At 55.4% G+C, this 26,574-nt stretch carries 26 protein-coding genes; 5 read left to right on the top strand and 21 right to left on the bottom strand.

Annotation, left to right across the window (positions count from 1 at the left end):
- Positions 1–84: 84 nt before the first annotated feature.
- Genes CA264_RS06425 through CA264_RS06415 form a run of 3 tightly spaced genes read right to left on the bottom strand, consistent with a single transcriptional unit; the run spans position 85 to position 2,903 of the window.
- Positions 85–1,134 carry a vWA domain-containing protein gene (locus CA264_RS06425; protein ID WP_025605609.1) on the bottom strand — a complete coding sequence of 350 codons (1,050 nt, stop codon included), beginning with the start codon at positions 1,132–1,134 and terminating at the stop codon, positions 85–87.
- Positions 1,118–2,029, bottom strand: coding sequence for a hypothetical protein (locus CA264_RS06420; RefSeq protein ID WP_025605607.1), 912 nt, complete (start codon positions 2,027–2,029; stop codon positions 1,118–1,120). Before CA264_RS06420 ends, CA264_RS06425 begins: the two co-directional genes overlap by 17 nt.
- Complete coding sequence (locus CA264_RS06415) at positions 2,022–2,903, bottom strand: DUF58 domain-containing protein (protein WP_025605606.1); 882 nt, start codon at positions 2,901–2,903, stop codon at positions 2,022–2,024. Before CA264_RS06415 ends, CA264_RS06420 begins: the two co-directional genes overlap by 8 nt.
- A 58-nt stretch (positions 2,904–2,961) precedes the next feature.
- Between CA264_RS06415 and CA264_RS06410 the strand changes: the two genes are divergently transcribed.
- On the top strand, positions 2,962–3,354 hold the full coding sequence (locus CA264_RS06410) for a DUF4296 domain-containing protein (protein WP_025605604.1): 393 nt from the start codon (positions 2,962–2,964) through the stop codon (positions 3,352–3,354).
- Positions 3,355–3,379: 25 nt separating this feature from the next.
- Here the strand turns inward: CA264_RS06410 and CA264_RS06405 are convergent, their stop codons facing one another.
- Positions 3,380–3,715 carry a tRNA-binding protein gene (locus CA264_RS06405; RefSeq protein WP_025605602.1) on the bottom strand — a complete coding sequence of 112 codons (336 nt, stop codon included), beginning with the start codon at positions 3,713–3,715 and terminating at the stop codon, positions 3,380–3,382.
- A 238-nt stretch (positions 3,716–3,953) separates the two neighbouring features.
- Between CA264_RS06405 and CA264_RS06400 the strand changes: the two genes are divergently transcribed.
- Entirely contained in the window at positions 3,954–5,486 is a 1,533-nt protein-coding gene (locus CA264_RS06400; RefSeq protein ID WP_025605600.1) for an FAD-dependent oxidoreductase, read from the top strand.
- Positions 5,487–5,533: 47 nt separating this feature from the next.
- Here the strand turns inward: CA264_RS06400 and CA264_RS06395 are convergent, their stop codons facing one another.
- From CA264_RS06395 to egtB, 5 genes are all read right to left on the bottom strand, one after another.
- Entirely contained in the window at positions 5,534–5,959 is a 426-nt protein-coding gene (locus CA264_RS06395; RefSeq protein ID WP_237151186.1) for a DUF922 domain-containing protein, read from the bottom strand.
- A gap of 266 nt (positions 5,960–6,225) precedes the next feature.
- Positions 6,226–7,569: an MATE family efflux transporter gene (locus CA264_RS06390; protein WP_025605597.1), complete on the bottom strand. Its 1,344-nt coding sequence runs from the start codon at positions 7,567–7,569 to the stop codon at positions 6,226–6,228.
- A gap of 81 nt (positions 7,570–7,650) precedes the next feature.
- Positions 7,651–8,766 (bottom strand): aminotransferase class I/II-fold pyridoxal phosphate-dependent enzyme, encoded by a 1,116-nt coding sequence (locus CA264_RS06385; protein ID WP_211332065.1) that lies wholly within the window; start codon positions 8,764–8,766, stop codon positions 7,651–7,653.
- A 131-nt stretch (positions 8,767–8,897) separates the two neighbouring features.
- On the bottom strand, positions 8,898–9,878 hold the full coding sequence (gene egtD / locus CA264_RS06380; protein ID WP_025605593.1) for an L-histidine N(alpha)-methyltransferase: 981 nt from the start codon (positions 9,876–9,878) through the stop codon (positions 8,898–8,900).
- Between the two features lie 34 nt (positions 9,879–9,912).
- The gene (gene egtB, locus CA264_RS06375) at positions 9,913–11,184 is read right to left on the bottom strand and encodes an ergothioneine biosynthesis protein EgtB (protein WP_025605591.1); all 1,272 of its coding nucleotides are present in this window, start codon (positions 11,182–11,184) and stop codon (positions 9,913–9,915) included.
- 242 nt (positions 11,185–11,426) lie between these two features.
- Between egtB and CA264_RS06370 the strand changes: the two genes are divergently transcribed.
- A complete protein-coding gene (locus tag CA264_RS06370; RefSeq protein ID WP_025605589.1) occupies positions 11,427–12,482 on the top strand; it encodes an o-succinylbenzoate synthase in 1,056 nt (351 codons plus the stop codon).
- A 47-nt stretch (positions 12,483–12,529) separates the two neighbouring features.
- Here CA264_RS06370 and CA264_RS06365 read toward each other — a convergent pair whose 3' ends face one another.
- Positions 12,530–14,242, bottom strand: a complete 1,713-nt coding sequence (locus CA264_RS06365) for a chloride channel protein (RefSeq protein ID WP_051364336.1) — start codon at positions 14,240–14,242, stop codon at positions 12,530–12,532.
- Between the two features lie 279 nt (positions 14,243–14,521).
- Between CA264_RS06365 and CA264_RS06360 the strand changes: the two genes are divergently transcribed.
- Positions 14,522–15,343, top strand: coding sequence for a metallophosphoesterase (locus tag CA264_RS06360; RefSeq protein WP_025605585.1), 822 nt, complete (start codon positions 14,522–14,524; stop codon positions 15,341–15,343).
- On the opposite strand, the gene mnhG is transcribed toward CA264_RS06360, so the two are convergent.
- From mnhG to mbhE, 7 genes are all read right to left on the bottom strand, one after another.
- Positions 15,309–15,761: a monovalent cation/H(+) antiporter subunit G gene (mnhG, locus tag CA264_RS06355; protein WP_237151185.1), complete on the bottom strand. Its 453-nt coding sequence runs from the start codon at positions 15,759–15,761 to the stop codon at positions 15,309–15,311. The two genes, CA264_RS06360 and mnhG, sit on opposite strands and share 35 nt — an antisense overlap.
- A complete protein-coding gene (locus CA264_RS06350) occupies positions 15,758–16,027 on the bottom strand; it encodes an MrpF/PhaF family protein (protein WP_025605583.1) in 270 nt (89 codons plus the stop codon). Before CA264_RS06350 ends, mnhG begins: the two co-directional genes overlap by 4 nt.
- Complete coding sequence (locus CA264_RS06345; protein ID WP_025605581.1) at positions 16,024–16,521, bottom strand: Na+/H+ antiporter subunit E; 498 nt, start codon at positions 16,519–16,521, stop codon at positions 16,024–16,026. Before CA264_RS06345 ends, CA264_RS06350 begins: the two co-directional genes overlap by 4 nt.
- 22 nt (positions 16,522–16,543) lie before the next feature.
- Positions 16,544–18,061, bottom strand: a complete 1,518-nt coding sequence (locus CA264_RS06340; RefSeq protein ID WP_025605580.1) for a proton-conducting transporter transmembrane domain-containing protein — start codon at positions 18,059–18,061, stop codon at positions 16,544–16,546.
- Positions 18,062–18,123: 62 nt separating this feature from the next.
- Positions 18,124–18,480: an NADH-quinone oxidoreductase subunit K gene (locus CA264_RS06335; RefSeq protein WP_025605578.1), complete on the bottom strand. Its 357-nt coding sequence runs from the start codon at positions 18,478–18,480 to the stop codon at positions 18,124–18,126.
- A gap of 2 nt (positions 18,481–18,482) precedes the next feature.
- Positions 18,483–19,025, bottom strand: coding sequence for an MnhB domain-containing protein (locus CA264_RS06330; protein WP_025605576.1), 543 nt, complete (start codon positions 19,023–19,025; stop codon positions 18,483–18,485).
- The gene (gene mbhE / locus CA264_RS06325) at positions 19,022–21,331 is read right to left on the bottom strand and encodes a hydrogen gas-evolving membrane-bound hydrogenase subunit E (RefSeq protein ID WP_025605574.1); all 2,310 of its coding nucleotides are present in this window, start codon (positions 21,329–21,331) and stop codon (positions 19,022–19,024) included. Before mbhE ends, CA264_RS06330 begins: the two co-directional genes overlap by 4 nt.
- A 151-nt stretch (positions 21,332–21,482) precedes the next feature.
- Here mbhE and CA264_RS06320 point away from each other — a divergent pair, with 151 nt between their 5' ends.
- A complete protein-coding gene (locus CA264_RS06320) occupies positions 21,483–22,403 on the top strand; it encodes a universal stress protein (RefSeq protein WP_025605572.1) in 921 nt (306 codons plus the stop codon).
- 27 nt (positions 22,404–22,430) lie between these two features.
- On the opposite strand, the gene CA264_RS06315 is transcribed toward CA264_RS06320, so the two are convergent.
- From CA264_RS06315 to CA264_RS06300, 4 genes are all read right to left on the bottom strand, one after another.
- On the bottom strand, positions 22,431–23,054 hold the full coding sequence (locus CA264_RS06315) for a carbonic anhydrase (RefSeq protein ID WP_025605570.1): 624 nt from the start codon (positions 23,052–23,054) through the stop codon (positions 22,431–22,433).
- 122 nt (positions 23,055–23,176) lie between these two features.
- Entirely contained in the window at positions 23,177–24,250 is a 1,074-nt protein-coding gene (locus CA264_RS06310) for an alanine racemase (protein ID WP_025605568.1), read from the bottom strand.
- 1 nt (position 24,251) lies between these two features.
- Positions 24,252–24,704 carry a GNAT family N-acetyltransferase gene (locus tag CA264_RS06305; protein WP_025605567.1) on the bottom strand — a complete coding sequence of 151 codons (453 nt, stop codon included), beginning with the start codon at positions 24,702–24,704 and terminating at the stop codon, positions 24,252–24,254.
- The gene (locus CA264_RS06300) at positions 24,644–26,383 is read right to left on the bottom strand and encodes a sodium:solute symporter family protein (RefSeq protein ID WP_025605565.1); all 1,740 of its coding nucleotides are present in this window, start codon (positions 26,381–26,383) and stop codon (positions 24,644–24,646) included. Before CA264_RS06300 ends, CA264_RS06305 begins: the two co-directional genes overlap by 61 nt.
- Between the last annotated feature and the right edge of the window lie 191 nt (positions 26,384–26,574).

Below are 26,574 nucleotides of genomic sequence, written 5' to 3'. Positions count from 1 at the left end.
TTATCGTCAGTTCTGGTTAAGTCTCGGTGTATTTATGATATCAGATCCAGCTAAAGGTTTTGTTTTACAGTACTCATGCTGTGATCAGTCTTCCAGCACATTACTCAGAAAGGTGTTCTTCAGCAGCATCCAGATAATCAGCAGCAGCAGGGCCCACTTGAGGTATACCTGGTAATAATCCTGGGTATCGCGGAAACGCTTTTCCAGCACCTCTGTTTTTTCCATTTTGTTGATGTTCCGGAACACCTGCTGCAGGGCGTCCTTGGAGTCGGCACGGAAGAATTTGCCCGCACCAATACGGGCGATCTGCCGCAGGCTGGACTCATCCATCTGCGTCTCCACGAATATGGTTTTCCCGTCCTCATCCAGGTACGGCACCATCCCATCCTTACCAATACCGATGGTATAAAGTTTTATATCGTAGGCATAGGCCAGTTGCGCCGCAAGCTCCGGGTCCAGGTTGCCTGCCGTGTTTTCCCCGTCACTGATAAGTATGATTACCTTGCTTTTCGCTTCGGAGTCGCGCATACGGTTAATGGCTACCGCCAGCGCACTGCCAATGGCCGTGCCGTCGTTGGGGATCATTTTAAACCCAATGGAGTTGATGCTTTCGCGCAGAAGAGCATAGTCGGTGGTAAGCGGGGCAAGGGAGTAAGCGTCACCGGCAAATACAACCATCCCGATCCGGTCCTGCACCCGGCCATCCAGAAAGTTAAGGGCGACGTCCTTGGCGGCCTCAAGGCGGTTGGGCTTAAAGTCCTGCAGCTCCATGGAGCCCGACACATCCAGCACCAGCACAATGTCTATACCTGCCGAGGAGAGCTCAACCTGCTCGTTTACCCTTTGTGGCCGGGCCAGCGCAACCAGCACCAGCATCACAAAGAGCATGTACACCACACGCGGCACAAACCGCAGCAAGCTGCTCCACTGCCAGCGGGTTCTGCCTGCAAAGAGCGCCATGTCCAGCTTTACGCGGGAGTTGCGGCGCAGAACAGACTTTAGCAGAAAGAGCAGCGGCACGGCAGGAAGGGCATAGAGCACCAGGGGGTACGTCCAGTCGAAGGCCCGCAGCGTGCTGTAGCTAAACCACTCCAGGCTTAGCCAATCCCAAAGCTCGTTATTTATTTCTAGCATTGTTGATTAGTTCACGGTGGGTGCGGTAGCGGTCTTTTGCAAAGCGGCGCAGCATGCCTAGGGCTAGGTTTGTCTCCCCCTCCGACTCACTCTGCAGGTTACCGTAGATGGCCTTGTCGCAGATACGCAGGGCGGTGTTCACCTCCTCATCGTTGTCATAGAACTCCACAATCTCCTTGGTGGTAAAGGAGTTGACAGCGCTGCGCTCCATCTTGGTGAGGTAGTTCTTCCACAGCGAAACAGCCTTTTCTATACTTGCCGCCGCCCCGGACTTCTCAAAGCGATCTTTGTGCGAGTTAAAACGTGAGGCAAAGTAAATGTGGTCTTTGCGGAGGCGGTAGAGTTTATACCTTCTACGGATCGACTGGCCGAATATCAGCCAGACAAGCACCAGAAAGGTCACGCTGGCCACCACCCACAGCAACATCACCGGCCAGTTAAACCGCTCCTCCACTGCCACCAGCGTAGTGTCTGCCTTTACCTGTAGCGGCTCCTGCACGTTTTGCACCAGCTGCTGCAGGTGCACCACATGGGCAGGCGAGAAAACCTCCAGCGTGTCCTGCCCGCCCAGCACGTACACCGGCAGTGCCAGTTGCTGCGTAGGGTGCGTCTCAAAGGTCCTCAGCGTGTACACCGCACTGTCCGTGCTTATGCCGCCTTTGGTACTGGTCGGGTAAAAATCCTTGCGCACCAGCTCAAAAGGGGAGAAGTTGTAGTTCGCAGCGGGCATTACCACCTCCTGCGCCGCCGGGTGCCGGTGCACCAAGGTATACTGCACCAGCTCACCCAGCTTTATGGTATCGCTGCCGAAGCGCCCCTCTGGCTGCTGTACTTGCTGGGCCTGTGCCGCCAGCCGTAGCAGGCAAAACAGGAAAAGTAGAATTGATTTACGCACTTTTTTTGGTCGACTTATTACGGAGCCTGAACAGGTTAACCAGTTGCGGCACGTAGTCCGCGTTGGTTTCGATCGCGAGGTAGTTGGCCTGGTACTTCTGGCAGATACGCACCAGCTGCTCCTGGTTCTGCCGGTACTGCAGCAGGTAACGCTTGCGAAACTCCTCTCCAGATGTGTTGAGCCAAACGGTACGGCCGCTTTCCTTGTCCAGCACGGGCACGATGCCCATTGCTGGCAGGTCCTGCTCGCGCAGGTCCTGCAGGTGCAGCACAATCAGGTCGTGGCGCTTGGCCAGCATGCCGAGCTCCTTTTCGTAGGCCACATCAATAAAGTCGGAGAGAAGAAGGATGATGCTGCGCCGCTTGATGATATCCAGCGTCAGTTTTATACCCGCCGCCAAATCCGTTTTCAGCGATTTGGGCTCCAGTTCATTCAGTGCCTTTATAATGGCGTAAGCCTGCTGGATGCCTTTGGCGGGCTTCAGGTACTTCTCTTTACGGTCGGAGATACAGATCATGCCGATCTGGCTCTGCTGCCGCGCCGCCGAAAGGGCCAGCACACCGCAGATCTCTTTGCCAATGTCCAGCTTTTGCCGCTCCCCGGTGCCAATGCGCTGCGAAGCGCTCACGTCCAGCATCAGAAAGACAGACTGCTCTTTTTCTTCCCGGTAGGTTTTGATGAAGGTGCCGTGCCCCTTGGCCGACACGTTCCAGTCAATAGAGCGCACGTCATCGCCATACTGATACGCGCGCACGTCGTCAAACTCCAGCCCGGTGCCTTTAAACACGGAGTGGAAATCACCCTGCATCTGGGTCGTGATTGCCTTTCGTATGCGTATCTCGTATTTTCTTAGCTTCTTTACAAGCTCTTTCATCAGGAGGTGCCCTCAGGTCCGATTTTAAAATTAAAGTATAATCTCGTAATTTTCACTCGTGAAAAACTTTTTCTGCATACTTTTTTGCCTCAGCCTGCTTGGCTGCAAGAGCCATAACGAACAAAGGCCTGATAATCTGATACCAGAGGAACAGATGGTGCGCATCCTGGCCGACATTCATACCACCGAGGCGCTCATTGAGTCAAATGTCATTTACCCGGACACGGCGCTGATGGTCTTTAACAAGAAGCAGGGGGAGATCCTGGAAAGGCACGGCGTTTCGCAAGAGGCGTTTAAAACAACCTACGACTATTATCTGGAGCACCTGGACGAGATGAACCAGCTCTACGAAACGGTGGTGGACACGCTGAGCATGCGCGAAACGAAGGTGCAGCTGAAAGAAGGCAAGGCGCCTGATGTACCAGAGCCCACGGAGCCGCAACTACAGTAGACCAGGCGCCTTTAAAGTGGAGTGTTTATATCAACTTGCTCCCGTTCGGTACTTTCCCGGCTGGCTGGGCCAGTATGATATCACCGTTTTCGTCAGCGAAGCCGGTGACAAGTATTTCTGACATAAAATTCCCGATCTGCTTCTTCCCCAGGTTGGTTACACACAGCACTTGCCTGCCAACCAGTTCCTCCGGCGTGTAGTGCTTTGTAATTTGGGCGCTTGTTTTCCTGACGCCAAGCGGCCCCAGGTCTACCTGTAGCTTATAAGCCGGGCGGCGTGCCTCCGGAAATGCATCGGCCGCTATTATGGTGCCGACACGGATATCCGTCTGCTCAAAGTGCTGCCATGTAATCTGATCCATAGTTTCTGATGGTGCGTGCATAACGTAAGTATACTTGTGAGCCTGAAGATAGGAATATCTTTCTATAGCGCACAAACCCCCACGTGCCAACAACGCCAGCAGGCGCCCAAAACCTGCTCTAGCGGCCCTGCAGGTGCCCTATAGCAACATATGCCTTTCCGCTCCGTAATCCTATGCAACTGGCGCTCGCAACCATGTCCGGGCCCGCAAAACTACCGTTGGTACAAAATAAGACACTATGAAAAAAGAATCCGGAGCCACGCTGTCTGTTTGGATGAACCACCTAAAGCTGCCAAACACGCAGCACCTGCGCGAAAACCTGACCTGTGACGTATGTGTGGTGGGCGCCGGTATCGCAGGCCTAACCACCGCTTACCTGCTCTCAAAGGAAGGAAAGCGGGTTGTGGTGCTGGACTCCAAGGAGATAGGCGGCGGCGAGACAAGCCGCACCACCGCCCACCTCTCTAACGCGCTGGATGATATGTACTACAGGCTGATTAAACTGTTCGGCACCAACGGCGCGCGCCTCGCCTGCCAGAGCCATGCAGCAGCCATCGACAAGATAGAGCAGATCGCGACGGATGAAAACATAGACTGTGACTTTGCACGCGTGGACGGTTACCAATTTGCCAACAACCGCAGCCAGGAGGAAGAGCTGCTGAAAGAGTTGGAGGCCCTGCAGCAGATAGGGTGGGACGATGTGGTGTTGCGCAAAGAGAGCCCACTGGATATGCTGTCCGCGTTGCCGTGCCTGCACTACCCGAACCAGGGGCGCATGCACGCCATGAAGTACCTGGCAGGCTTGGCAAAGGCTGTACTGGACAACGGCGGGCAAATCTACACGCATTCCCATGTTTCCGACTTCCAGCTGGGAACCTTGGCGACCGCAGTTACCACAGAGGGCTATGCCGTCACCGCCAACCACTTGGTAGTGGCCACTAACACTCCAGTAAACGACCGCTTTGCCATCCATACCAAGCAGGCACCTTACCGCACCTATGCCATAGGTGTACAGATCCCCAAGGATTCGGTGCCGGACGCCTTGTACTGGGACCTAGACGATCCATACCACTACGTCCGCCTACAGAAGAACACCACGGCAGAAGAGGAGTTCGACTTGTTGATTGTTGGAGGCGAAGACCACAAAACCGGGCAGCACGGCCACCCGATCGAATGCTTCCAGAACCTGGAGCGCTGGACACGCCTCAAGTTCCCGATGGCACAGGGGCTGCTGTACAACTGGTCGGGGCAGGTGTTCGAGCCAACCGACAGCCTTGCCTACATTGGCCGCAACCCCGGGGATAACGATAATGTCTACATCGCCACCGGCGACTCCGGCCACGGCATGACGCACGGCACCATTGCCGGTATGCTTCTCACAGACCTCATTATGGAGCGGCCGAACCCCTGGGCAAAGCTGTATGACCCAAACCGCGTTAACCTTAAATCCGCAGGCACTTACATAAAGGAAAACCTGAACGTGGCTGCACAAATGAAAGACCACGTGACACCGGGTGAAGTGGAAGACCCGATGCAGGTAATGCCCGGCACGGGCCGTATCATGCGGAAAGGGAACTCCAAGGTGGCGGTGTACTGTGACCAGGACGGCGTTAGGTACCAGTGCTCAGCCGTTTGCCCGCACATGGGCTGCGTCGTGAGCTGGAACAGTGTGGAAAGCTCCTGGGATTGCCCATGCCACGGATCACGGTTCGACCCGTTCGGCAAAGTAATAACGGGACCTACCAAGCACGACCTGGGACCAGCTAGCTAAGCCAGCCACGCGTCTTCGGCAGACACACAAAACACGTACAAGCACTGCTACTGGTAAGACTCCAGCTGCTGTAGCCGCTTGGCTATGCCAGCAGCCCATACCTGCTGCTCCTGCTTATCTACGCCATGGCGGCTGGCTTGGTCAAAATGATCCTGCTCGGCTTTCCAGTTTTTAAAAGCGTTGGCCACGACCGCATTTAAATCTGTTTTGATACGCTTGCAGTCCAACTGCTGCAGATCACGGCGCAACTGGCGTGCGTGTACTTCCGTCAGGTCGAAGTGCAGCTGCTCGTGGATCAAGAGTTTTTCAGAATGCTTGTTCTTCGTCCAGGACTGCTCAGGCAAAAAAACGCAGTTGACGATATACGTATACTGGTTGTCTTTACACTTGGCGTTTACCGCCAGGTTTGCAGCGGTGAGGGCGTGGTGTTTGTTTTCCTCGTCTGGCTGGCCTTTAAAGTCTTCCCAAGTCAAACGCCGGTGGGCAGACCATGTAAGTTGCTCGTTATTAAACTTTTCTACTACTAGCGCGTCTGTAGGCGTAGCAGCGTTAACGGGAGGCACAGGTGCTGCCGGGAGCAGCACTGGCAATAGAATCCTTGCCCATAGTGACAGGAGAAGGGTAAACGTAAACATACAGAACTTCGGCTAAAAGTGTAAATCTGTTTCCACTGCAGCAACAGCGCGCCCCGGTGAAAAGTGCCATGAATTTGTACTTTACCTGAGTGCCGGGATATACCCTACCTGATTATCAAGCGATTACTCAACATTTTAAACCGCAGCGTCAGTAAAACAGCAGCCACTGAAAGCCCCACGAGCAGCCCCATCCAGATACCATCTACCCCGAAGCCAGCTTTAAAGCACAGGAAGTAGCCTACCGGCAACCCAATCACCCAGTAAGCTACTAACGAGATCAGGCTGGGAATTCGTACATCCTCCAGGCCCCTGAGTGCGCCCAGCCCCACCACCTGGATACCATCCGAAATCTGGAACAGCGCAGCGATAACCAGCAGGCCGGAAGCCAGCTGGATTACAGCGGGGTCATCAATGTAGAGCATCGGGATATAGTTTTTAAACAGCACCATCAGCAGGCCGCTCCCGATCATAAACACAACGCCCATAGCAATGTTGGAGAAACCGGCCATGCGCATAGCATCGAAATTGCCGAGCCCTTTCTGGTTACCTACCCGGATGGTGGCCGCCGCGGCAATGCCACTGGCCATCATATAGGTTACAGAGGCAATGTTGATGGCTATTTGGTGAGCTGCCAGCTCCCTGGCTCCAAGCCACCCAATCATAATGGCAGAGAAGCTGAAAGCTCCCATTTCAAAGATCATCTGCCCGGAAATAGGAAGGCCGAGCTTGTAAATGCGGTACATGTGGATGAAGGAGAGGTGCCGCAGGCGCAGAAAACGTCTGAACACCGCAAAGCGCTTGGCGTACAGCACCCAGGCCGCCATTGCCAGCGCCATCACCACCCTTGAGATAAGCGTGGCCCAGCCGGCACCAAGCAGCCCCATCGGCTCAAAGCCCAGCTTACCGAATATCAGAATGTAGTTTAGAACTATGTTAAGGGCATTGGCTACAATGGAAATGTACATGGCCTGCTTGGTAAGCGAGAGCCCTTCGGCAAACTGCCGGAACGCCTGGAACACCATCAGCGGCACCATGGACAGGAACAGCACGTTGATGTACGGCACGGCCAGTTCCACCACATTGGCTGGCTGGTCGAGCACGGTTATGTACGGCGACAGGAAATACCCCACGATAAAGAGCAAAATACCCAGTAGCACGTTAGAAACCAGGCCATTGAGCAACAGCAGGGAGATACGGGTGTAGTTGTGGCGACCGTCGGCCGCGGCAATCAGCGGTGTGATGCTGTAGGAGACGCCAAGCCCGAAAACCAGGGTGATGGTAAAAATGCTGTTCCCCAGGGAGGCGGCGGCTAACGGCAGCGTACCGGTCTGCCCCACCATCAAACTGTCAAAGACGCTCACCAGGATGTGCCCCAGCTGGCTCAGCACCACCGGATAGGCAAGGGTAAAGTTTTTGGAGAAGTGTTCTTTGTATTCAGTGGAAATCATGCGGCAAAACGTAGGCTAAATGGCCGCAAAAATAGAAGAAATAAACGACAACCGCAGAGAAATATCCGGCTATGGCATTGCCTACCCCTCGGCAGTGAGCAGCATGAGCCCCTGGCGGAGGCGATGCATGGCTTCCTGCAGGCGGTGCGTTTCTATGGCAAAGGACATGCGCACATGCCCCGGAGCGCCAAAGTAATCTCCGGGCGAAAGCTCCAGGTTATAGCAGCCACGCAGGTAGCGGCACAAGTCCGGGGTAGTGCTGATCGTCTCGCCAGTGATGCTGGTGTGGTTCAGGTAGTGGCTCAGGTCAGGAAAGAAGTAGTAGGCTCCGTCGGGCAGGTAGTAAGGCACATGCGGAATCGCATCCAGCCCTTTTTGCATGATGCCGCGGTTGTGGGCCAGCACCTCCTGCATCTGCGGTAGCGCCTCCTGGCGCGCCTCCAGCGTTGCCTGGGCGGCGTCCTGCAGAAAAACGCTTACCCCAGACAGGGTTGCCCCCTGGAAATCGACGCACTTCCGGATCAGGTCCTCTGGGCCAAGTATAAACCCGAGCCGCCAGCCCGACATGGCAAAGTTCTTTGAAAACCCGTTTACAACGACTGTTCTTGCCGCTTTTGCCCCCTGGCAGGAAAGGATAGAAACAAAAGGCTCGCCGTAAGCAACAAGGTCATATATTTCATCGGAAATCAGGTATAGGTTGGGATATTCGTTTACGACCTCTAACAGGGCCTCCAGCTCTTGCTTACTGTAAAGGCGGCCCGTTGGGTTGCCGGGGTTCGTCAGGAGCAGCACGCGGGAGCGCTCGGTAAGGGAACTGCGCAGCATGTCCGGTGTCAGTTTATACCCGTCCCGGAGCTGTGTTGGCAGGGGCACCAGTACGCCGCGGCTATACTTCATCAGTTCATGGAAACCAAACCAGGCAGGAGTGGGCACCACCACTTCATCCCCCTGCCGCAGTAGCACAGAGAAAAGGTTGTACAGGGCCTGCTTCGCCCCGGGCGTAACCAGCACCTGCTCAGGCCGAACGGCAATACCATCCGCTTTATACTTTTGGCAAATGGCCTGTCGCAGTTCCGGTGTTCCCTCTGTAGGCCCGTATTGTGTTTTCCCTTGTTGCAGCGCGGCTTGGGCAGCAGCGGTAGCCGCTTCAGGGCTTTTAAAATAGCTTGTTCCGGCAGCAAGTGAGATAACTTCCATGGTGATGTCCTGGTTATGTAGAGGAGGCAAGATAGCTATTTTCGCCAGCTGCAGCAACTGCAGCGTTGTGCCGCCGGCTCCGGTAAGTATAAAAATCAACCTTTATACTTACCGGAACCGGTGCGAAGGCCTTAGCTAACCGTAAAGAGCACGTCCGCGAAGCCGCGCTGGCTGTCGTAGAACACGGTCTCCACCTTAAAGCCGCAGGCGCTGCCAAGCTCTTCTACCTGCCGGAGGGTGTACTTGTGTGAGTTCTCCGTGTGAATCGCCTCCCAGGCTTCAAAGGAAAATGTCTTGCCTGTTTCTCGGATCTGTACCTGCTGCTCCACTTTGCTCACCAGAAAGCTGCGCATAACGCCTTCCAGAGGATTATAAATGGCGTGGTGGCAGAACTGCTCCACCTTAAAATCACCGCCAAGCTCGCGGTTAATACGGTGCAGGAGATTGAGGTTAAAGGCAGCCGTTACCCCGGCGGCATCGTCGTAGGCGTTCAGTATTACGTCCGGGTTCTTGCGTAAATCGACCCCCATCAGCAGGCGGTCGCCGGCCTGCAAATAGCTGCGGACGCTCCCCAGGAACTCCAGGCTTTCCTGGTACTCGAAATTGCCGATGTTGGAGCCCAGGAACAGCACGACCTTCCGCTCTGCCTTATGCTCCTGTAGCCACTCCAGCGCCTGGAAGTACTCGCCAACCACGGCCTCGACTTTCACCTCCGGCAGCTCCTCCTGCAGGCTGCTGCTCAGCTCCAGCATGGCATCCCCGGAAATATCCACCGGCACATAGTCGAACACAGACTGCTGGCGGGCCAGCTCCCGCAGCAATATCTTTGTCTTTAGGGCGTCTCCGGCCCCCAAATCAATCAGGTGGAAAAATCCCTCCCGGGCAAAGTGCTCTGCCATGGTCTGCCTGTTGTTTGTGAGCACTTCAAACTCGCTGCGGGTAAGGTAGTATTCGGGCAGGTCCATGATCTGCTGAAAGAGCCTGCTTCCGGCGCCGTCATAAAAGTAGCGGGAGGGAAGCGTCTTCTGCTGCTGACTCAGTCCATCGGCCACATCGCGCGCAAAGGCTGCGGTATCCTGGGAGCCGTCTTGTTTGCGGCTTAATTCTATCATGGGTGCTAAGGTTAAAGGCATATAGGTTCTGTCGTTATTTGTTAGCCAACCTGATGCCGTTGTACTGCCAGCGTTTGTCAGGGTGAAAAAAGTTGCGGTAGGTGGTGCGGATGTGGCTTTCCGGTGTGGCACAGGAGCCGCCGCGCAGCACCATCTGGTTAAGCATAAACTTGCCGTTGTACTCCCCAATGGCACCAGGGGCCTTGGTAAATCCCGGGTAAGGATGGTAGGCGCTGTAGGTCCACTCCCAGAGGTTGCCGTAAAGCTGCTGCATGCCCGTTGCGGCCGGGTCCGCAGCGGTTGGCTCCAACAGTTCGCTTTCCACAAAGTTACCGCTCTGGGGAGGGTACACCTGCGCCGCCGCTTCCCACTCAAACTCCGTCAGGAGGCGTTTACCGGCCCAGTTAGCGTAGGCATCGGCTTCGTAAAAGCTGAGGTGGCAGACTGGCTCGTTCATATCCACCTCTTCCAGCCCGTGCATGGTAAAGCGGTGCCATGTGTTATCCTGCTTCACCCAGTACAGCGGCGCCTCCAGGTGGTCATTCTTTACCAGGGCAAAGCCCTCGTCTAGCCAATGCCGGAAATCGCTGTAACCGCCGTCCTGCATAAACTCCAGGTACTCGCCGTTGGTAACGAGTCGGTTCATGATCTCAAAATCCTCCACCAGTACCTCATGCACCCCCAACTCATTGTCGAAGCAGAAGCCCTCACCGGTAAAGCCGATTTTATACGTGCCCCCCGGCACCTCCAGGAAACGCGCCGCTGTTTTCTCCGTCGCTTGCTTGGGCGCTGGCCTGGGCTTGAAGGCGGGCAGCAAAGGGTTTGTGCTCAGGATGTACTTGATGTCCGTGATGAGCAGCTCCTGGTGTTGCTGTTCGTGCTGCAGCCCCAGTTCCAGCACCGGCAGTAGCTCTGTCAGCTCCTGCTCCGGCAACTGCTGGAAAAGCTGTTCCATGTGCGCGTCTACGTGCTGGCGGTAAGTATAAATATCGCGTAGCGGAGGCCTGGTGAGCGTACTGCGCTGATCCCGCTGCACCCGGCTGCCCACACTGTTGTAGTACGAGTTGAACAGGAAACTGTAGCGCGGGTGAAACGCCTGGTAGCCCGGCAGGTGGGGGCTAAGTATAAAGGTTTCGAAAAACCAGCTGGTATGGGCCATGTGCCATTTCGGAGGGCTCACATCCACGATGGGCTGCACCACGGTGTCCTCGGGTTCCAGCGGGGCGCAGATAGTCTCCGTTCGCCGCCGTATATCCTGGTAGCGCGTCAACGTTTGGTGCGTGCGGGGGGTAGTGAGGGTGCTCATAAGCTATGTTTTCGGTTGTGTGGTTGTACAGCAGGCATTCAGAAGAGGAACAGTTAAACAGGCGTTGGGTTATACTTTTCCGGTGATCGTACCTGAAAAACAAGTGCCTACCACAGGATTTTAAGTGAAGCAGGTGCCCTGGCGGCTGGCTTTTATACCGGCAAAAAGCTATACTTCGTTCATCATCTACGTCAGAAATGGCACGAATGGTTTAACTTGCCCCGCAAAACAGTACAAGAAAGATGAGCCTGAACCTAAGCTTTACCCGCCACGCCTTACAGTTTAAGTTTGATGCCCGCACCTCGCGCGGCGCCATTTCAGAACACGTTGCCTACTATCTCAGGGCCTGGGACACAGACAGTCCGGATGTGTTCGGGCTGGGGGAGTGTGCCCCACTGGCAGGCCTCAGCGTAGACTACCGCCCGGACCTGGAAGAGAAGCTGCAGCAGGTCGTGCAGCTGGTGAATTCCGGTAAAATGGCACAGCACAGCGCCTCCGGCTATCTGCAGGAGCTGGAGCTACAGGACTGGCCGGCGTTGTATTTTGCCCTCGAAACTGCCCTGCTAAACCTGCAGCAGGGCGGAGGCTGGCAGTTGCACAACAACGGCTTTAGCCGCAGCGAGGAAGGCATTCCTATCAATGGCCTGATCTGGATGGGAGACAAGAAGTTTATGCAGGAGCAGATAGAGCAAAAACTGAAGGCGGGTTATACTTGCCTGAAGCTCAAAATCGGCAGCCTGGACTTCACAACGGAGCTGGAGCTCCTGCAAAGCATCAGAGAAGTAGCGCCCGGCAACAGCCTGACGGTCCGTGTGGATGCCAACGGTGCTTTTACGCCGCAGGAGGCGTTTAAAAAACTGGAGCGGTTGGCAAAGTATGACCTGCACTCCATTGAGCAGCCCATCCGGCAGGGGCAGCATGAGGAAATGGCGCAGCTCTGCGCCTATACGCCGGTGCCTGTTGCGTTGGATGAAGAGCTGATCGGGGTACAGGGCTCTACGGCAAAAGCAGCCTTGCTGGACACCATCAAGCCTCAGTACATCATCTTAAAGCCGACTCTAGTGGGAGGGATGGCCGCCAGCGCGGAGTGGATACAACTGGCAGAGAACCGAAGCATCGGCTGGTGGGTAACATCGGCACTGGAGTCAAACATAGGCCTGAACGCCATCAGCCAGTTCACCGCGCAGTACAACGTGGCGATGCCGCAGGGCCTCGGCACCGGGCAGCTATACCACAACAACATCCCTTCTCCGCTGCAGATTGAGCACGGGGCACTGTGGTTCAGGCCAACTACGTGAGCGGGAGCGGCACCCGCTGCATGCATCCGTAGCGGACAGCCACTTGGCTAGGCCACGTTGGTGGTTTTAATAAGGAGCTTGCGGTACTTGGTAAAAATGCTGGACTTGGACACAAAGCCCTGGTAGGTTTCGTTGCGCAACACCGGCAGGTTCCATGCTCCCGACTCATCGAACTTCTTCATTACGTCGGCCATGCTATCGTCATACTGCACAATGGCAGGCGGCTTCACCATCAGCTCCCGCACCTTCACCAGGTCGTATTTCTCCGTCTTGAACATAATCTCGCGCACGTTCTCCAGCAGAATAATGCCGTCGAGCTTACGGTCTGCCGTTACCACCGGAAACAGGTTGCGGCGGGAATGGGCAATCACCTCCACCAGCTCACCCAGCGTCGCCTCCGGGGAAACCGGCTGAAACTCTGTCTCGATGAGGTGCTGAATTTTCATGATGCGCAGAATGGTGCGGTCCTTATTGTGGGTGAGCAGCTGGCCCTTTTGCGCCAGTTTTTTCGTATCAAGGGAGTAGGGCTCAAAATACTTCACCATCGCATAGGAGGTGGCTGCCACAATCATCAGCGGAATCATCAAGGTATAGCCGCCCGTGATCTCGGCGATCAGGAAGACCGCCGTTAAGGGAGCGTGCATAACGCCGCTCAGGATTCCGGCCATGCCCACCATCGCAAAACTACTAACAGGCAGGTTGTTAAAGCTGAGCAGGTTTACCAGCCGGGAGAAGAAAAAGCCGGTACTGGCCCCCACAAACATAGAAGGGGCGAAGTTACCGCCGTTACCGCCGGAGGCAATGGTAATGGTGGCGGCAAAAACCTTTACCAGCGCCAGCGCTCCCACAAAACAGAGAACAAGCCATTCATTGGTGCCGAAAAAGGCCAGCCAGCTGTTCTGCAGCATTTCCTGTGCATTGTTGCCCTCCAGCAGGCGTATACTGTCATAGCCCTCCCCGAAAAGCGGCGGGAATAGCATAATCAGCAACCCGAGCAGAATGCCGCCCACTATGGCACGGCTGTATACTTTGGACTGATATTCTTCAAAAAGCTCCTCCACCCGCAGGGCCATCCGCGTATAATACACCGACATCATGCCGCAAAGCACACCCAGAAGCACATAGAAAGGCAGGTGACTGGCAGCGAAGAACTCGCGCTGCCCAATGTTAAACAAGATTTCTTCCTGCAGGATGAGTTTAGAGCAGAGTGCGCCCACCACCGCTGAAATAATGAGCGGGATAAAGGCGGATATGCTGATGTCCGTCAGGAGCACCTCGATGGCGAAGAGCACACCGGCAATGGGGGCGTTAAAGACCGCGGCGATACCCGCCGCCGCCCCGGCTGCCAGAAGCAAGGTGCGGTCGCGGTAGTTGAGGTGATAGTCTCGGCCATAGTTGGAGCCGATGGCCGAACCCGTTACCACAATCGGCGACTCCAGACCTGCCGAGCCACCGAAGCCGGCGGTAAAGGCACTGGTCACCACGTGCGAGTACATCTTATGCCGCTCCACCATGCTGGACTTCTGCGAAATGCTGAAAAGCACGCCCGCGGTGCCTCGGCCAATGCTGCCGTTAAAAGCGACCCGCACCACAAAAACCGTCAGCAGGATACCGATTATCGGGAAAACCACCAGCCAGTAAGGCTGGTCGAGAAGCCGGTTACCGTAAGCCAGCAGCACATGGATGTAGTGTACCAGCGTTTTAAGAATCACAGCGGCCATTCCGGCTGTCAGGCCAACCAGCACACTTGAGATGAGCATAAACTCACGGTCAGAGGTATGGCGGCGTAACCACAGGAGGGGTATTTTAGTTTTTTTATAATGGGGCATTTCAGATGTAAGCCTGAAAAATGTTGTACTATCAATTACAAAATTAGGAAGAACGAGCACCAACCCCAACAGAAAGTTGTTCTCATTTCACTCAGTTTAACTAAAAAAACACCGGCCTTACCCTAACCTAGCGGCAGTGTTTACTGTTTATATAGAGGTTTAAGCCGAAACAGCAGAGATAGGCTGTATTTCACGTAATTGCCACGATGTATGAGTAAGAAGGGCGAGCATATTTTTTTTAACCTGGAGCTGCCGGAGGAGCACGGGCCTTTCCATGTAATTGGAGACGTGCACGGCTGCTTTGACGAGCTGATGGAGCTGCTGCAGCAACTCGGGTACGGTGTTAGCTGGGAGGCTAGCAAGCAGCAGTACGAGGTAGTGCCGCCGGCAGGGTGCAAGGCCGTGTTTGTGGGAGACCTGGTAGACCGTGGCCCCAACTCCCCGGAGGTGCTGCGGCTGGTGATGGATATGGTGGACCAAGGGGTGGCCTACTGCGTCAGCGGCAACCACGACGATAAGCTGTTCCGCATGCTGAACGGGCGGAACGTACAGATCAGGCACGGGCTGGAGTTAACCAAAGCACAGCTGGAACGCTACGACAGGGCTTTCCAGGAGCGCGTGAGGGACTTTATCAGCACACTGCCGCACCACGTTATCCTGGACGAGGGAAGGCTGGTGGTGGCGCACGCCGGCCTGGAGGAGCGCCTGCACGGCCGCAACTCCAAAGGCGTACGCGAACTCTGCCTCTATGGCCCCACTACGGGAGAGACGGACGACAAGGGGCTTCCGGTGCGCCTCGACTGGGCCGCAGAATACTGCGGCAAGGCCATTGTGGTGTATGGGCATACTCCCGTACATGAGCCGCGCTGGCGCAACAACACCATTAACATCGATACGGGATGCGTGTTTGGAGGGAGCCTAACGGCCCTGATGTACCCCGACCATATCCTGACCTCTGTGGATGCCCACCAAACCTACGCCGAGTCTGTCAGGCCTTTTATTCACTACCATCAGCATCACCATACTTCCTAACCTTCGGCGTATCATCTTTGTACCTGTCGTGGCTCACTAGCTGCTCCAGGTGTTCCTTCTCCAGGTACTGCTCAAACTCTTTGGTGTTGGTCTTGTTCCAAAACGGAATCCTGTTCTGCACAGCCGTGCGGCCAATCACGTGGGCGGCAACAGGGGCCGTCATAAACGTGAACACAATCACCGCCAGCACTTTCAGCAGGATGCCGGGCTGATTAAAGTAAATCCCCATCCCCAGTAAAATAAGCCCTACGCCAAGCGTGGCCCCTTTGGTAATGGCTGACATCCGGATGTAAAAGTCCGGGAACCGGAGAAGGCCGATGGTGGAGGTGAGCATAAATCCTACCCCCGCTAAGATCAGCACGCAACTCACCACCTCGCGCACCATGTTCCAGTCTATACTTGCTTCCATAACGCTCATTTGGTAATCCTCATAATGTAGTAAGAGAAAGAGATGGAGCCCAAGAACCCGAACAAGGACAGGATGATGGCGACATCAATAAAGTCCTCGTTTCCGGTGAACTCCGTGTAGATGGCTATGATACCGATGACGTTGGCCACAATCAGGTCGAAGGCCGTGATGCGGTCGGGCAGGCTGGGCCCAATAGCAAAGCGGACGGCTGTCAGCATCAGGCACACGCTTAGCACGACCATAGCAATGAAGAGAGTAATCTGGAATGCACTCATGCGGTCAGTTCTAAAAGTCTTCGTTCAAATCCGTTTTTAATATGCAGCTTCAGCTTTTCCAAATCGTTGTGCTTCACATATAAAGCATGCACATACAACATCTTACGATCCTTGCTTACATCTATACTTAACGTACCGGGCGTGAGCGAGATAATGTTGGCCAGGATCGTTATCTCCAGGTCAGACCTTGCCTTTAGGGGAAGCGCTATCACGGAGGGGCGCATGTAGTAATGCGGCGTAATGATGTCGTAGGCGATTTTCAGGTTGGCAACCAGCAGCTCCTTAAAGAAGAACAGCAGGAAGGAGAAAAATTTGGGCAGCTTCCGGAAATAGGTACGGCTGTAAAAGAAAGACGTGAGCCAGAGCAGAAAGAACAGAGCAGCGAAAAAAGTGGAAGCACTGATGGCACTGTACGGCACCACCGTCTCCACGTGCCGGAAGTACAAGTACACCGCCACCATGGCTAGCACGCTATGGAAAAGGAAAAGTCGCATTGTTTTATATGTTTTACCTCCGTTAGTTATTTGATAGTACTGTTTGAGTATACTTTTCGATGTGCAGCAGCCCCTGCGACGCCTGCTCCGCCAGCCGCACCAGTGGCCCAGCATACACCCCGATGAACAGGATGAACACCAGCAGCAGGGCTACCGGCAGGTACAGGTATTGGTTGCGCAGCCTGTCTTCCGCGGTCTCAGCTACCGCACCCACTGGTATAACGGGCTTCGGCTTCCAGAATACCTCCGTCCAGATCTTCGTCATGGAGAATAAGGTTACCAGGCTGACGCACAACGAAGTAGCCACCAACGTGTAACTTCCGGCTTCAAAGCCAGCTTTTGCCAGCATGAGCTTTCCCCAGAACCCGGAGAGGGGCGGCGTGCCGGCAAGGCTCAGGGCCGACAGCAGAAACAGCAAAGCCAATACGGGCTGTCGCAGGTACAGGCCACCCAGCTTCTTTAACGAAAAAGTGCGGTGCCGCTGGGCCACCACGCCGCTCACCAAAAACAGGTTGGTCTTGACGAGGATGTTGTGGACAATAAAAAAAATGCTCCCCGCCAGAGCCAGTGGAGTGTACACGGCAAGCCCCATCAGCATATATCCAATCTGGCTGATAATGTGGAAGGAGAGAATCTTGCGGAAGTCGTTCTGGGCAGCGGCCCCTACCACGCCCACCACCATTGTTAGCCCCGAGAGAACGGCCAAAAGGGGAAGCATAAAGCTAAGGTTGCTCACAAACACAAGCGTGAAGAGCCGGATCAGCGTATAAACCCCGACCTTGGAGATAAGCCCGGCAATAAAGGCCGAAATGGCAATAGGAGGCGCATGGTAGGAGGCAGGCAACCAGAAAAACAGCGGAAAAATCGCTGACTTGATACCAAACCCCGTCAGGAAAAAGAGGCTGGCCATACTTAGGAGCGGCAGGTTAGGATGGTTTGGCTGACGCACCAGCAACGCCAATTCCGCCAGGTTCAGCGCCCCAAACAGGCTGTATACAATCCCTGTGCCCGTCAGGAGCAGGCCCGAAGCCAGAAAATTGATGGTCACGTATTTTAGCGTACCCTCTAGTTGCGCTTTGGTGCCGCCCAGGCCCAAAAGGGCGAAGCAGCAGATCAGCAGTACCTCGAACCACACATACAGGTTAAACAGGTCACCTGTCAGGCAAACGCCGCTCACACCCATTTGCAGCAACAGCAACAGCGGGTAGTAACCGTATCTTTTACGCGTTTTGTCCAGCCCCTGCAGCGAGAACAGAAACACCGCCAGCCCGATAACAGCGCCGGTCGCAATCATTAGAACACTAAACACATCTGCCACCAGGGTAATGCCGAAGGGAGCGGGCCAGTTGCCTATCTGGGTGGCCAGCACCTCCTGCTCCAGCACGCGTTGCAACAGCAGCACTGCCGCCGCCAGCCAGCCAAGCTGCGTCAGGCCGGCCACCAGGGCTTGCCAGCGCTCCTTTTGCCACAGCACCAGGCACAGCACCGCACCATAGAGCGGAATAAGCAAGGGTAGCAGCAGGATGGCATGTGAAGTCATAGGGTGCAACTAGTTTTAGTGTGAGGCAAACGGGTAAGCGGGCAAGTGCAGTGAGCGGTAGCCTATGGCTCCGGTTCCTTATCCTGCCTGAAATCGTCGAGGTTGTTGGACTTAAACGTCTGGTACACGCGGCGGATCAGCACAATGGCAAACGCCTGTATCCCAAACCCGATCACGATAGCTGTTAGCAGAAGCGCCTGTGGCACCGGATCGGCATAAGGCTCAGCAGCGACAGTGGCATCTTTGTTTATAATGGCGATGCTGCTGCGCGTAATGCCGCCTATTACAAACAGGAAAAGGTTAGTCGCCAGGCCAAACAGAATGAGCCCCAGTATCAATTTAAACAGGTGCCGGTGCAGTATAAAGTACAGGCTTACGGCAAACAGAATCCCTATCATGAAAGGCAGCAGTATCTCCATCGCTATTCTTTTGACATTGTAAACACCATGGTAAGCACCATGCCCAGCACCAGCAGGTACACGCCGGCATCAAAAAGTATGGGCGTGCCCACAGAGCCTATCAGCGGCAGCTTTGCCTCCAGCCACAGGGCCGCCATGTAAGGCTCCCCGAGCAACAGGCCCAGCACACCGCTGGTAACAGCCAGGAACAGCCCCAGCGCCATTAAATACACCGGCCTTAGCTGCAGGAAAGAAAACTGCCAGCCCTCTTCCAGCAGGCTGCGGCGGCGATTCCAGACGTTGACACGCACCAGGCGTAGGGCGTGGTGCGCGCGGCTGTACCCGGCATTACGGCTGCTGTAGTATACCCGCACCCGAAAGTAAGAGTTAGCGGTACGTTCTGCTCCGTGGGCCAGGACGTGAAAGACAAAGGCAATGGACCCGATCAGCCCCCCGATAAACCCGCCGCCCGGGTGGTTGTGCCCCCGGAACAGGATGTACACCGAGAAAAGCAAGAACACCGGGGTGAGCAGGCGAATAGCCGTTGCAAAAATCATCGTTCTCATCGTTTTCCTCCTTTCTCGGGGTTCAGGCGCAGCAGGGCAAAAATGCCAAGCGCCGCCACAGCTAGCACACTTATCTCACCCAGTGTGTCCAGGCCCCTGAAATCCACTAAAATCACGTTTACGATATTACGCCCGTGTGCCTCCAGGTAACTGGCCTTTCCAAAGTATTGTTTCAACTCCGACTCCACCGTGTGCTGCTGAACCAGCAGCATTACATAGGTCATAAGGGAGCCAAAAAAGACGGAGATGGCAATGAATTTATACTTGTTAAACTGATGCGACAAGTATATGAAGGCCGGGAGCCGGTGCAGCAGGAGCACGAAGATCACCACGGTCAGCGTCTCGATCAGCAGCTGCGTAGCCGCCACGTCCGGAGCGCCGAAAAAGATGTAGAACAGCGCGGCAGAGTACCCCACCAGCCCCATCACCACAATGGAAGTCAGGCGCGAGCGGGTGCCCAGCAGGAAAACAAGCGCGGCGACCATGAGCACCAGCAGGACCAGTTCGTACAGCCGTATCTGCTGCAGCAGGTGCGCTCTCTCCACCAGGTTGACGGGTGGGGAATCGCGCCATAGCACGAACAAAAGCAAGCTGCAGAAAAAGAATACGATGTTGATGATATAGCTGCGCAGGTAGCCGTTTTGCAGCCAGCCCGTAAAGGCCTTGCTAAAACGCAGAAATCCATCAAAAGCGCGGTGATACAAGGCATCGGGCCCATAGCGGTAGAGCCTGGCGGTGCTGGTCGCACTACGGCGCGCAGCGGGCAGGTAGCGGTACAGCAGAAACCCCAGCAGCACCGTTAGCAGGCTCAGCTCCAGCACCGGCGTAAGGCCGTGCCAGAGCGCCAGGTGCAGCTCTACCTGCCTTGCCTGCAGGATCTGCCTGGCGCCGCTTTCCAGCAAAGGCGAGAGCACAGGGCCTGCAAACACCCCTGCTAAAAGCCCTGTCAAGCCCAAGGCCAGCGGGGGCAGGAACAAACCGGGCGTCGCCTCGTGCAGGAGCGGCGTGGGAGAAGCGGCTTTTTGCCAGAAAATGCCGTAGCTCAGCTGCAGCGCCACCGCCACGAACACAAGGCCCGTTACCATACTTACGCCCAGCAGCACCAGGCTCGGCAATGAGGCTTCGTACAGCAACTCTTTCCCCACGAACCCCACAAAGGGAATGATACCGGCCATGGAAAGGGCCGCCAGGGTCGCGGCCCAGGCGGAGAACTTCATGGAAGGAGCCAATTGCTGCAGTTGGGGCACCTCCCGCGTGCCGGTGCTGTGGTCCACGGCGCCGGCAACCAGAAACAGCGTACCTTTGTAGAGTGCATGGGCGACCAGAAAAACCAGCATGGCCTTGGTAGCCAGCGCTGTTCCGATGCCAAGCATGGTCACCAGCAAACCAAGCGCACTGATGGTGGTGTAGGCAAGTATGGCCTTCAGGTCCGTGTGCTGCAGCGCCAGCAGGGCGCCCATCACCGCCGTTATTCCGCCCATACTCATCAGCGTGACATGCCACACTTCCGAACCCGAGAGCACGGGCGAGAGGCGCGCCAGCAGGTAGATTCCCGCCTTTACCATAGTGGCGGAATGCAGGTAGGCGCTTACCGGCGTAGGAGCAGCCATCGCGTTTGGCAGCCAGAAATGGAACGGGAACTGAGCGGACTTGGTGAAACAGGCCAGCAGAATCAGCAGCAGGGCTGGCAGGTAGAGGGCATGCTGCTGCACCTGCCCCTGAAGCGCCGCCAGCTCCGAGAAAGTAGCGGCACCGCCGCCGGCAATGCGCAGCAGTAGCAAGCCCGCCAGCAAAGCCAAACCTCCCGCCCCTGTTACTAGAAGCGCCTGCCAGGCCGCCACCCGCGCCTCCTTCTTTGCCTGCTTGTAACCGATCAGCAGATAGGAACTGACACTGGTCAGCTCCCAAAAGAGAAAGAGGCAAAAAATATTGTCAGACAGCACCAGGCCCAGCATGGCCGTCATAAAGAGGGTGAGGTAGAGGTAGAAGCGGCCCAGCAGGGGATCATCCTCCAGGTAGGCACTGGCGTAGAGCATGATGAGCGTGCCAAAAAAGGTAATTAGCAGTGCAAACAGCAGGCTCAACCCATCCAGCCTGAACTGAAGGGACACGCCGAGCTCGGGAACCCAGGCATACTGCGCAGTAACGGTAGCCCCGGCAACCACCTCAGGGGCCAGGTAACAAAAGTACAGGAAGAGCAGCAGGGGCAATCCCGCCATGGGCACAAACACATAGCGGCCCAGCAAACGGCGCAGAAGCGGCGCGCAGGCATCAGCGATAAACCCGAAGAGGATGGCGAACAGCATTAAAGCAAAGCTAAATGTATATTTTTCTGCACGTTACCGTATGCACAAGTACACATACTTACCTGCGTGCGCTTAATTGGTTACAGCAGACCTGCTGCAGCGGCGTAACGGCAAGTTCAGGAAGTATAAACCATCTCAAAAACCCAGACCCATGAACACGCTTAACCGACTAATGGTAGGGCTCGACCTAACGCCCATGGACGCCACCCTCATCCCTTATGCCGCCTTTCTGTGTGCCGAGTTGAAGGTAGAAAAGGTATACTTCATTCACGTTGAAAAGAGCCTGGAGCTCCCTACGGAGTTACTGCAGGGCCTGGAGCGAACAGACGTGCCTGCCGATGAGGGAATTCACAACATGATTATGTCGAAGGTGGGGCCGGCCTTCAGAGACGTGCCGACAGAGGTAGAGGTGCTGATAGAGGAGGGAACGCCCCTGAAGGAGCTGCTGCACTGGTCGAAGGTAAAGCAGGTAGACCTGATGCTGGTAGGCCGCAAACTGCGCCTGCGCGGCAGCGGTGTGCTTGCCCAGAAGATACTGCGCACCGGCAGGGTGGGCGTCCTGTTTGTGCCCGAGACTTTTGAGCCGCGGCTGCGCCAGATTGTCGTAAGCGTGGATTTCTCCAAGTATAGTGAGATGGCGCTGGACCGCGTGCTGCACTCGGCCCTCGCCAAGCCGGACATCCATGTGGTTTGCCTGCATGTGTACCAGGTTCCCACCGGCTACCGCACCCTTGGCATGACCTACGAGTCTTTTGATGAACGCATGCGGGGTTTTGCACAGGAGAAGTATAATAACCTGCTTTCGCGCTTCCCGGAGCTGCAGGAGCGGGCGGAGCTAAAACTGGTGCGCCAAGACGACGAGGCAGACATAGGGGAACTGGTTGTGCTGGAGGCAAAGCGAAGCCGGGCAGACCTGCTCGTGATAGGGGCAAAGGGGATGTCCGCGGCGGCGCTGTTCGTAATCGGCAGCGTTACCGAAAAGATCCTGCGCTACGACATGGACATCCCGCTCATGGTGTTTAAGAACAAAGACGAGCAGATTGGCTTCCTGGATGCACTACTAAACCCTTAGCCAACTGCTCTGGCGCTTAGCATGGTGCTAGGGCACAATGCCCAGCTGCTTCCAGCTGTCCATCGGCAACTGCAGGTCTTTAATGCGGCCGTGGGCGATGTCCAGCACCCAGCCGTGCACCTGCGGCGCGCTGCCAGCCTGAAAGGCGCGGTGCATCACCGAGGTTTTGCAGATGTTCTTTACCTGCTCCACCACGTTCAGCTCTGCCAACCGGTTCAAGCGCTCAGCCTCAGGCAGGGCATCAATGGCAGTCTTATTGGTAAGGTACAGGTCTCTGATGGGCGTGATCCAGTTCTCTACCACACCCGTTGCCGTGCCTTTGTAGGCAGCCTCTACACCGCCGCAGCAGTAGTGGCCGCAGATAACAATATGCTGCACCTGCAGGCTCTCCACGGCATACTCCAGCACTGCCAGCAGGTTCATGTCCGTGAGAGACACCTGGTTGGCCACGTTGCGGTGGATAAACAGTTCACCTGGCTCTGTTTTGGTGAAACTGTTGAGCGGCATCCGGCTATCGGAGCAGCCAATAAACAGGTAGGGAGGGCGCTGCCCTTCGGCCAGCTTCTGGAAATAGTCTGGCGAGGTGGCTAATTTTTCCTCAATCCAGCGCTCGTTGTTCTCCAGCAGCTCGTGGTATTGGTGGTAATGCATAGGTAAGTATAAATGTGTTAGCGTGCGAATAGGTATCAAATAACCCCCAAAGTTACACCGGAAAAGCAAAAGGCCCCAGCTAAAGATATAGCCGGGGCCTAATATTTTGTGCTACTGTAAGTCTACCGCACAACTTCTTTGCCTATGTAGCGGGAGTTCAGAACGCTCAGCGCGCCCATATAGCGGAGGTTAAACCGCAGCACATCGCCTACTTTATAGTTATGCTTGTTCTCCCCCAGCTCCACGATCAGCATGTCTGAGCTGGCGCCGATCACAGTGATGTCCTCGTCCTTGGAGATAAGGAACTTAGGGTTGATGTCTAGCAGGCCCACGTCCAGGATTGCCCGGTGCGAGGTTTTGCCGTAAAGGCTTTCGTCAATCTCAAAGCTCTCGCCGCTCGGGTTCTCTGCCAGTATTCCGCTCGGGATCATGGGCTTCTCGGTCAGCTCGATAATTTCGGTGAAGAGCTCAAACACGTCATCGTGCATGCCTTCGAAGGTCTCGTTGGTAAAGAGGTTTAGCCCGAAGAACAGCGCCTCCCCAATGCGGAAGTGGTTTATACCCGCCGGGAGCTGGTGGTTAAACAGCAGGGGGATGGTTACCGATGTGCCCCCTGACACCCAGGGAATCGTGTGGTTGAACTTGGCCTCGATGATCTGCTTGTACAGGCTTAGCTGGATGAGCTTGTCCTGCGTGGGCATAACGCCGTGCAGGCAGTTAAAGTTAGCACCCAGCCCAATCACAGAGATGCCGGGCAGCTCAAACACGCTCTCGTAAAAGCCCACCAGTTCATCTCCCATCACGCCCTCACGCAAATCGCCCATCTCAATCATGATGATGATCTTGTGCTGCTTGTTTTGCCGCATCGCCTCTTCCGACAGCAGCCGGATAATTTCCAGCTCTGTCTGAAAGCTCACGTCTGCATACTGTATAATGTCGGGTATGCTTTGTTTGGGAGCTGGCTTTATATACACGGTCTGCACTTCCGGGTCCATTTTCTTGATGGTCTTCAGGTTGGATACGCGAGAGTCATGCACCTCCTTCACCCCCAGGGCCAGCACCTCTTTCAGGAAAAGCTCATGGCCGCACAGCAGCTTCGTTACGATGCCCCAGTCGATGTCATGCGCTTTAAACACCCTGTCGAGGTGGTTGTAATTGTGTAGTAGCTTCTCTTGGTACAGCTTTAGGACGGCCATGTTATCTTGTTAGTCTATACTCTAAATACTTATTCGTGAAGCCCAGTTTCTCGTACAGGTGGCGGGCCGGGTTCTGCGGCTCCACGTGCAGGGCAATGCTGCCTTCGGTACTGTCGATGGCCATTTGCACCAGCTTTTTGCCGACACCCTTGCCGCGCGTGCTGCCGTGCACCGCCACGTACACCAGGATGTTTTCCGGGATGTAGCCCGTCATGCCGGTGTTGTTGAGGATAAGGGCACCTACCACCTGGCCGTTCTCGCGCGCCTCCAGCACAGATCCTCCCTTTCCTGCATCCTCTGACAGAGCATAGTTCATGCACTTCTCAATGTCCTGGCGCTGATCGCCATACTCATCCAGGTGTTTAAAAAGGAAATCCAGTACCTGGTCGCGGTTTAGGGCTGCGTTGTTTCCGGGTGTATAGGTGTGGTAGCTGACGCTGTTGTTCTCTGCCATGTTTTCTTCTTAGTTTTATCAGGGTATAATAATGTTAACGAAATATAAAGCACTAGGGAAGCGGTTAGCCCGAACAGGTTTGGATCGAGGTTAAACGGCAGGGCAAAAGTGAGGTCCAGCCAGGGGATATGTACGATACTATTGGCAGAAAGTGTATGCTCTACCAGGGCACGCACCTCAAACTCACTCATGCTCAACCAGGTTTGTTTCACCTCCGCAGGGAAAAAGGACTGAACCTTGTCGCTCAGCAGCAGTATGTCCGCGTCCGGGCCCGGGGTGCCAAGGGTGCTCACCTGCAGCACAACCGTCACGATGCCGCCTACCAGCATCGCCCAGAAAGCGGCCAGGCTACTGCGCCTCTCCCAGAAAAGCGCGCCCACTATCGGCACAAAAAGGCCCGAAACCATAAAGGCGTAGGAGTAGAGCATCAGGTCGAGCACGTTTGTCATCATAGTGGCCAGCCATAAGGCAAAGGCTCCTACCAGCAGCGTTACAAGCTGTGACAGGCGCAGTGTCTTCGGCGAGTCGGGGTCAATGCTGAAAAAGTGGCTCAGCACATCTGTGACAATGTTCCCCGAAGAAGCCATCAGGCAACTGTCGGCCGTCGAAAGTATGGCCGAGAAGTAAGACGAGAGCATCAGGCCCATCAGCCCGACAGGCAACACCGAGCGCAACAGCATCGGCAGGCCCGTCTCAGGGTCTACCACGGCACCGGCACCCAGCGCGTCAAACATACCCTGCTCGGCGGCCACCCGTGCCAGTATCCCCAGGCTCACGCCCATAAAGGCCATAATCGGCCATTCAAACAGGCCGGCAATATACCAGGCGCGCCTGGCGGTCTTTGTGTCGCGGCAAGCGTAGATGCGCTGGTACAGTGTCATGCCCACAAACCAAATCGGGATGATGGTGATGGCCCAGTTTACAACCTGCTGCCAGGTGATGTTGCTGAGGCTGAGAAACTCCGGCGGTAGCGTGGCGCGGATCGCCTCCATACTTTTAGAAGACTGTGCCGCCAGGTAATCCGGATTTAGTATCTGTGAGAAGTCCAGCGTGTCCATGCCGCCCACAGCCAGGAAAGAAACGGGCACGCCGATGAACACGAGGCCGCCCATCAGCACGGCCCACTGCACTGTATCGGTATAGATAACGGCTTTCAGACCGCCCATTACCGTGTACACCACCGCTATCACCCCCATAATCAGGAGCGCCGTGTTCAGGTCGAGGCCCACAAAGGTGCCGCTGGCCAGTTTGGCGCCAGCGAGTATCTGGGAGCTGGTAAAGCCAGTGTAGCCGATAGCCGAAATAACGCCAGCCAGCAGGGCCACCCGCGCATTAAAGTAGTAGCCGAACAGCTGCGGAAAGGTCAGGAAACTGGCAAAGGCCGGATTGTCCTTTACCTTTGGGATGAGGAAAACGGCGGCAAGCCATGCACCTAACAGGCCGGTAAAGAGCATCCAGGAACCGGACAGCCCCATCGCAAAGCCCAGCCCTCCCAAGCCAATGGAAAAGCCGCCCCCTACGTCGGTGGCTACTACGGAGAGGCCAATATGTCCGCTGCTCATGGAGCGCCCGCCTACATAATAGTCTTCGGCACCTTCGTTCTTTTTCAGGAAGTAAAATCCGACTCCGAGCATCGCCAGCATGTAGAGCACGAAGATGGATAGATCGATGTAGTGCATTTATTGGAAAAGTATAAGTCTGTTCGAAATAAGAATAGTCTGCTATACTTGAAGGTAGCAATTCTAAACCTTAAAAACACGTCAAAATGTGTAAAACGGTACCTGTAGATGCTGGTCTGCCATTTTAACACAACGGTTTTGTGCAAATAAGCCAGCGCAGGCAACGCAGCAGGGACGCCTGCAGCCGAAAG

It is taken from the genome of Pontibacter actiniarum (assembly GCF_003585765.1).
In the GTDB taxonomy this organism is placed as follows: Bacteria; Bacteroidota; Bacteroidia; order Cytophagales; family Hymenobacteraceae; genus Pontibacter; species Pontibacter actiniarum.
The sequence above is the reverse complement of the archived record's forward strand: the minus strand, read 5'-3'. Positions and strand labels throughout refer to the sequence as shown.

Excerpts from the sequence above, each read along its gene's own strand:
- CA264_RS06365 (WP_051364336.1), bottom strand. The coding sequence starts at position 14,242 with ATGCTCATCTCAAGTGTGCTGGTTGGCCTGACAGCCGGAATGGCCGCT.
- egtB (WP_025605591.1), bottom strand. The coding sequence starts at position 11,184 with ATGAGCACCCTCACTACCCCCCGCACGCACCAAACGTTGACGCGCTAC.
- CA264_RS06315 (WP_025605570.1), bottom strand. The coding sequence starts at position 23,054 with ATGCATTACCACCAATACCACGAGCTGCTGGAGAACAACGAGCGCTGG.
- mnhG (WP_237151185.1), bottom strand. The coding sequence starts at position 15,761 with ATGAGCGTTATGGAAGCAAGTATAGACTGGAACATGGTGCGCGAGGTG.
- CA264_RS06320 (WP_025605572.1), top strand. The coding sequence starts at position 21,483 with ATGAACACGCTTAACCGACTAATGGTAGGGCTCGACCTAACGCCCATG.
- CA264_RS06405 (WP_025605602.1), bottom strand. The coding sequence starts at position 3,715 with ATGGATCAGATTACATGGCAGCACTTTGAGCAGACGGATATCCGTGTC.
- CA264_RS06350 (WP_025605583.1), bottom strand. The coding sequence starts at position 16,027 with ATGAGTGCATTCCAGATTACTCTCTTCATTGCTATGGTCGTGCTAAGC.
- CA264_RS06340 (WP_025605580.1), bottom strand. The coding sequence starts at position 18,061 with ATGACTTCACATGCCATCCTGCTGCTACCCTTGCTTATTCCGCTCTAT.
- CA264_RS06300 (WP_025605565.1), bottom strand. The coding sequence starts at position 26,383 with ATGCACTACATCGATCTATCCATCTTCGTGCTCTACATGCTGGCGATG.
- CA264_RS06360 (WP_025605585.1), top strand. The coding sequence starts at position 14,522 with ATGAGTAAGAAGGGCGAGCATATTTTTTTTAACCTGGAGCTGCCGGAG.
- CA264_RS06415 (WP_025605606.1), bottom strand. The coding sequence starts at position 2,903 with ATGAAAGAGCTTGTAAAGAAGCTAAGAAAATACGAGATACGCATACGA.
- CA264_RS06330 (WP_025605576.1), bottom strand. The coding sequence starts at position 19,025 with ATGAGAACGATGATTTTTGCAACGGCTATTCGCCTGCTCACCCCGGTG.
- CA264_RS06305 (WP_025605567.1), bottom strand. The coding sequence starts at position 24,704 with ATGGCAGAGAACAACAGCGTCAGCTACCACACCTATACACCCGGAAAC.
- CA264_RS06370 (WP_025605589.1), top strand. The coding sequence starts at position 11,427 with ATGAGCCTGAACCTAAGCTTTACCCGCCACGCCTTACAGTTTAAGTTT.
- CA264_RS06390 (WP_025605597.1), bottom strand. The coding sequence starts at position 7,569 with ATGATTTCCACTGAATACAAAGAACACTTCTCCAAAAACTTTACCCTT.
- CA264_RS06345 (WP_025605581.1), bottom strand. The coding sequence starts at position 16,521 with ATGCGACTTTTCCTTTTCCATAGCGTGCTAGCCATGGTGGCGGTGTAC.
- CA264_RS06400 (WP_025605600.1), top strand. The coding sequence starts at position 3,954 with ATGAAAAAAGAATCCGGAGCCACGCTGTCTGTTTGGATGAACCACCTA.
- CA264_RS06425 (WP_025605609.1), bottom strand. The coding sequence starts at position 1,134 with ATGCTAGAAATAAATAACGAGCTTTGGGATTGGCTAAGCCTGGAGTGG.
- egtD (WP_025605593.1), bottom strand. The coding sequence starts at position 9,878 with ATGATAGAATTAAGCCGCAAACAAGACGGCTCCCAGGATACCGCAGCC.
- CA264_RS06335 (WP_025605578.1), bottom strand. The coding sequence starts at position 18,480 with ATGGAGATACTGCTGCCTTTCATGATAGGGATTCTGTTTGCCGTAAGC.
- mbhE (WP_025605574.1), bottom strand. The coding sequence starts at position 21,331 with ATGCTGTTCGCCATCCTCTTCGGGTTTATCGCTGATGCCTGCGCGCCG.
- CA264_RS06385 (WP_211332065.1), bottom strand. The coding sequence starts at position 8,766 with ATGGAAGTTATCTCACTTGCTGCCGGAACAAGCTATTTTAAAAGCCCT.
- CA264_RS06310 (WP_025605568.1), bottom strand. The coding sequence starts at position 24,250 with ATGGCCGTCCTAAAGCTGTACCAAGAGAAGCTACTACACAATTACAAC.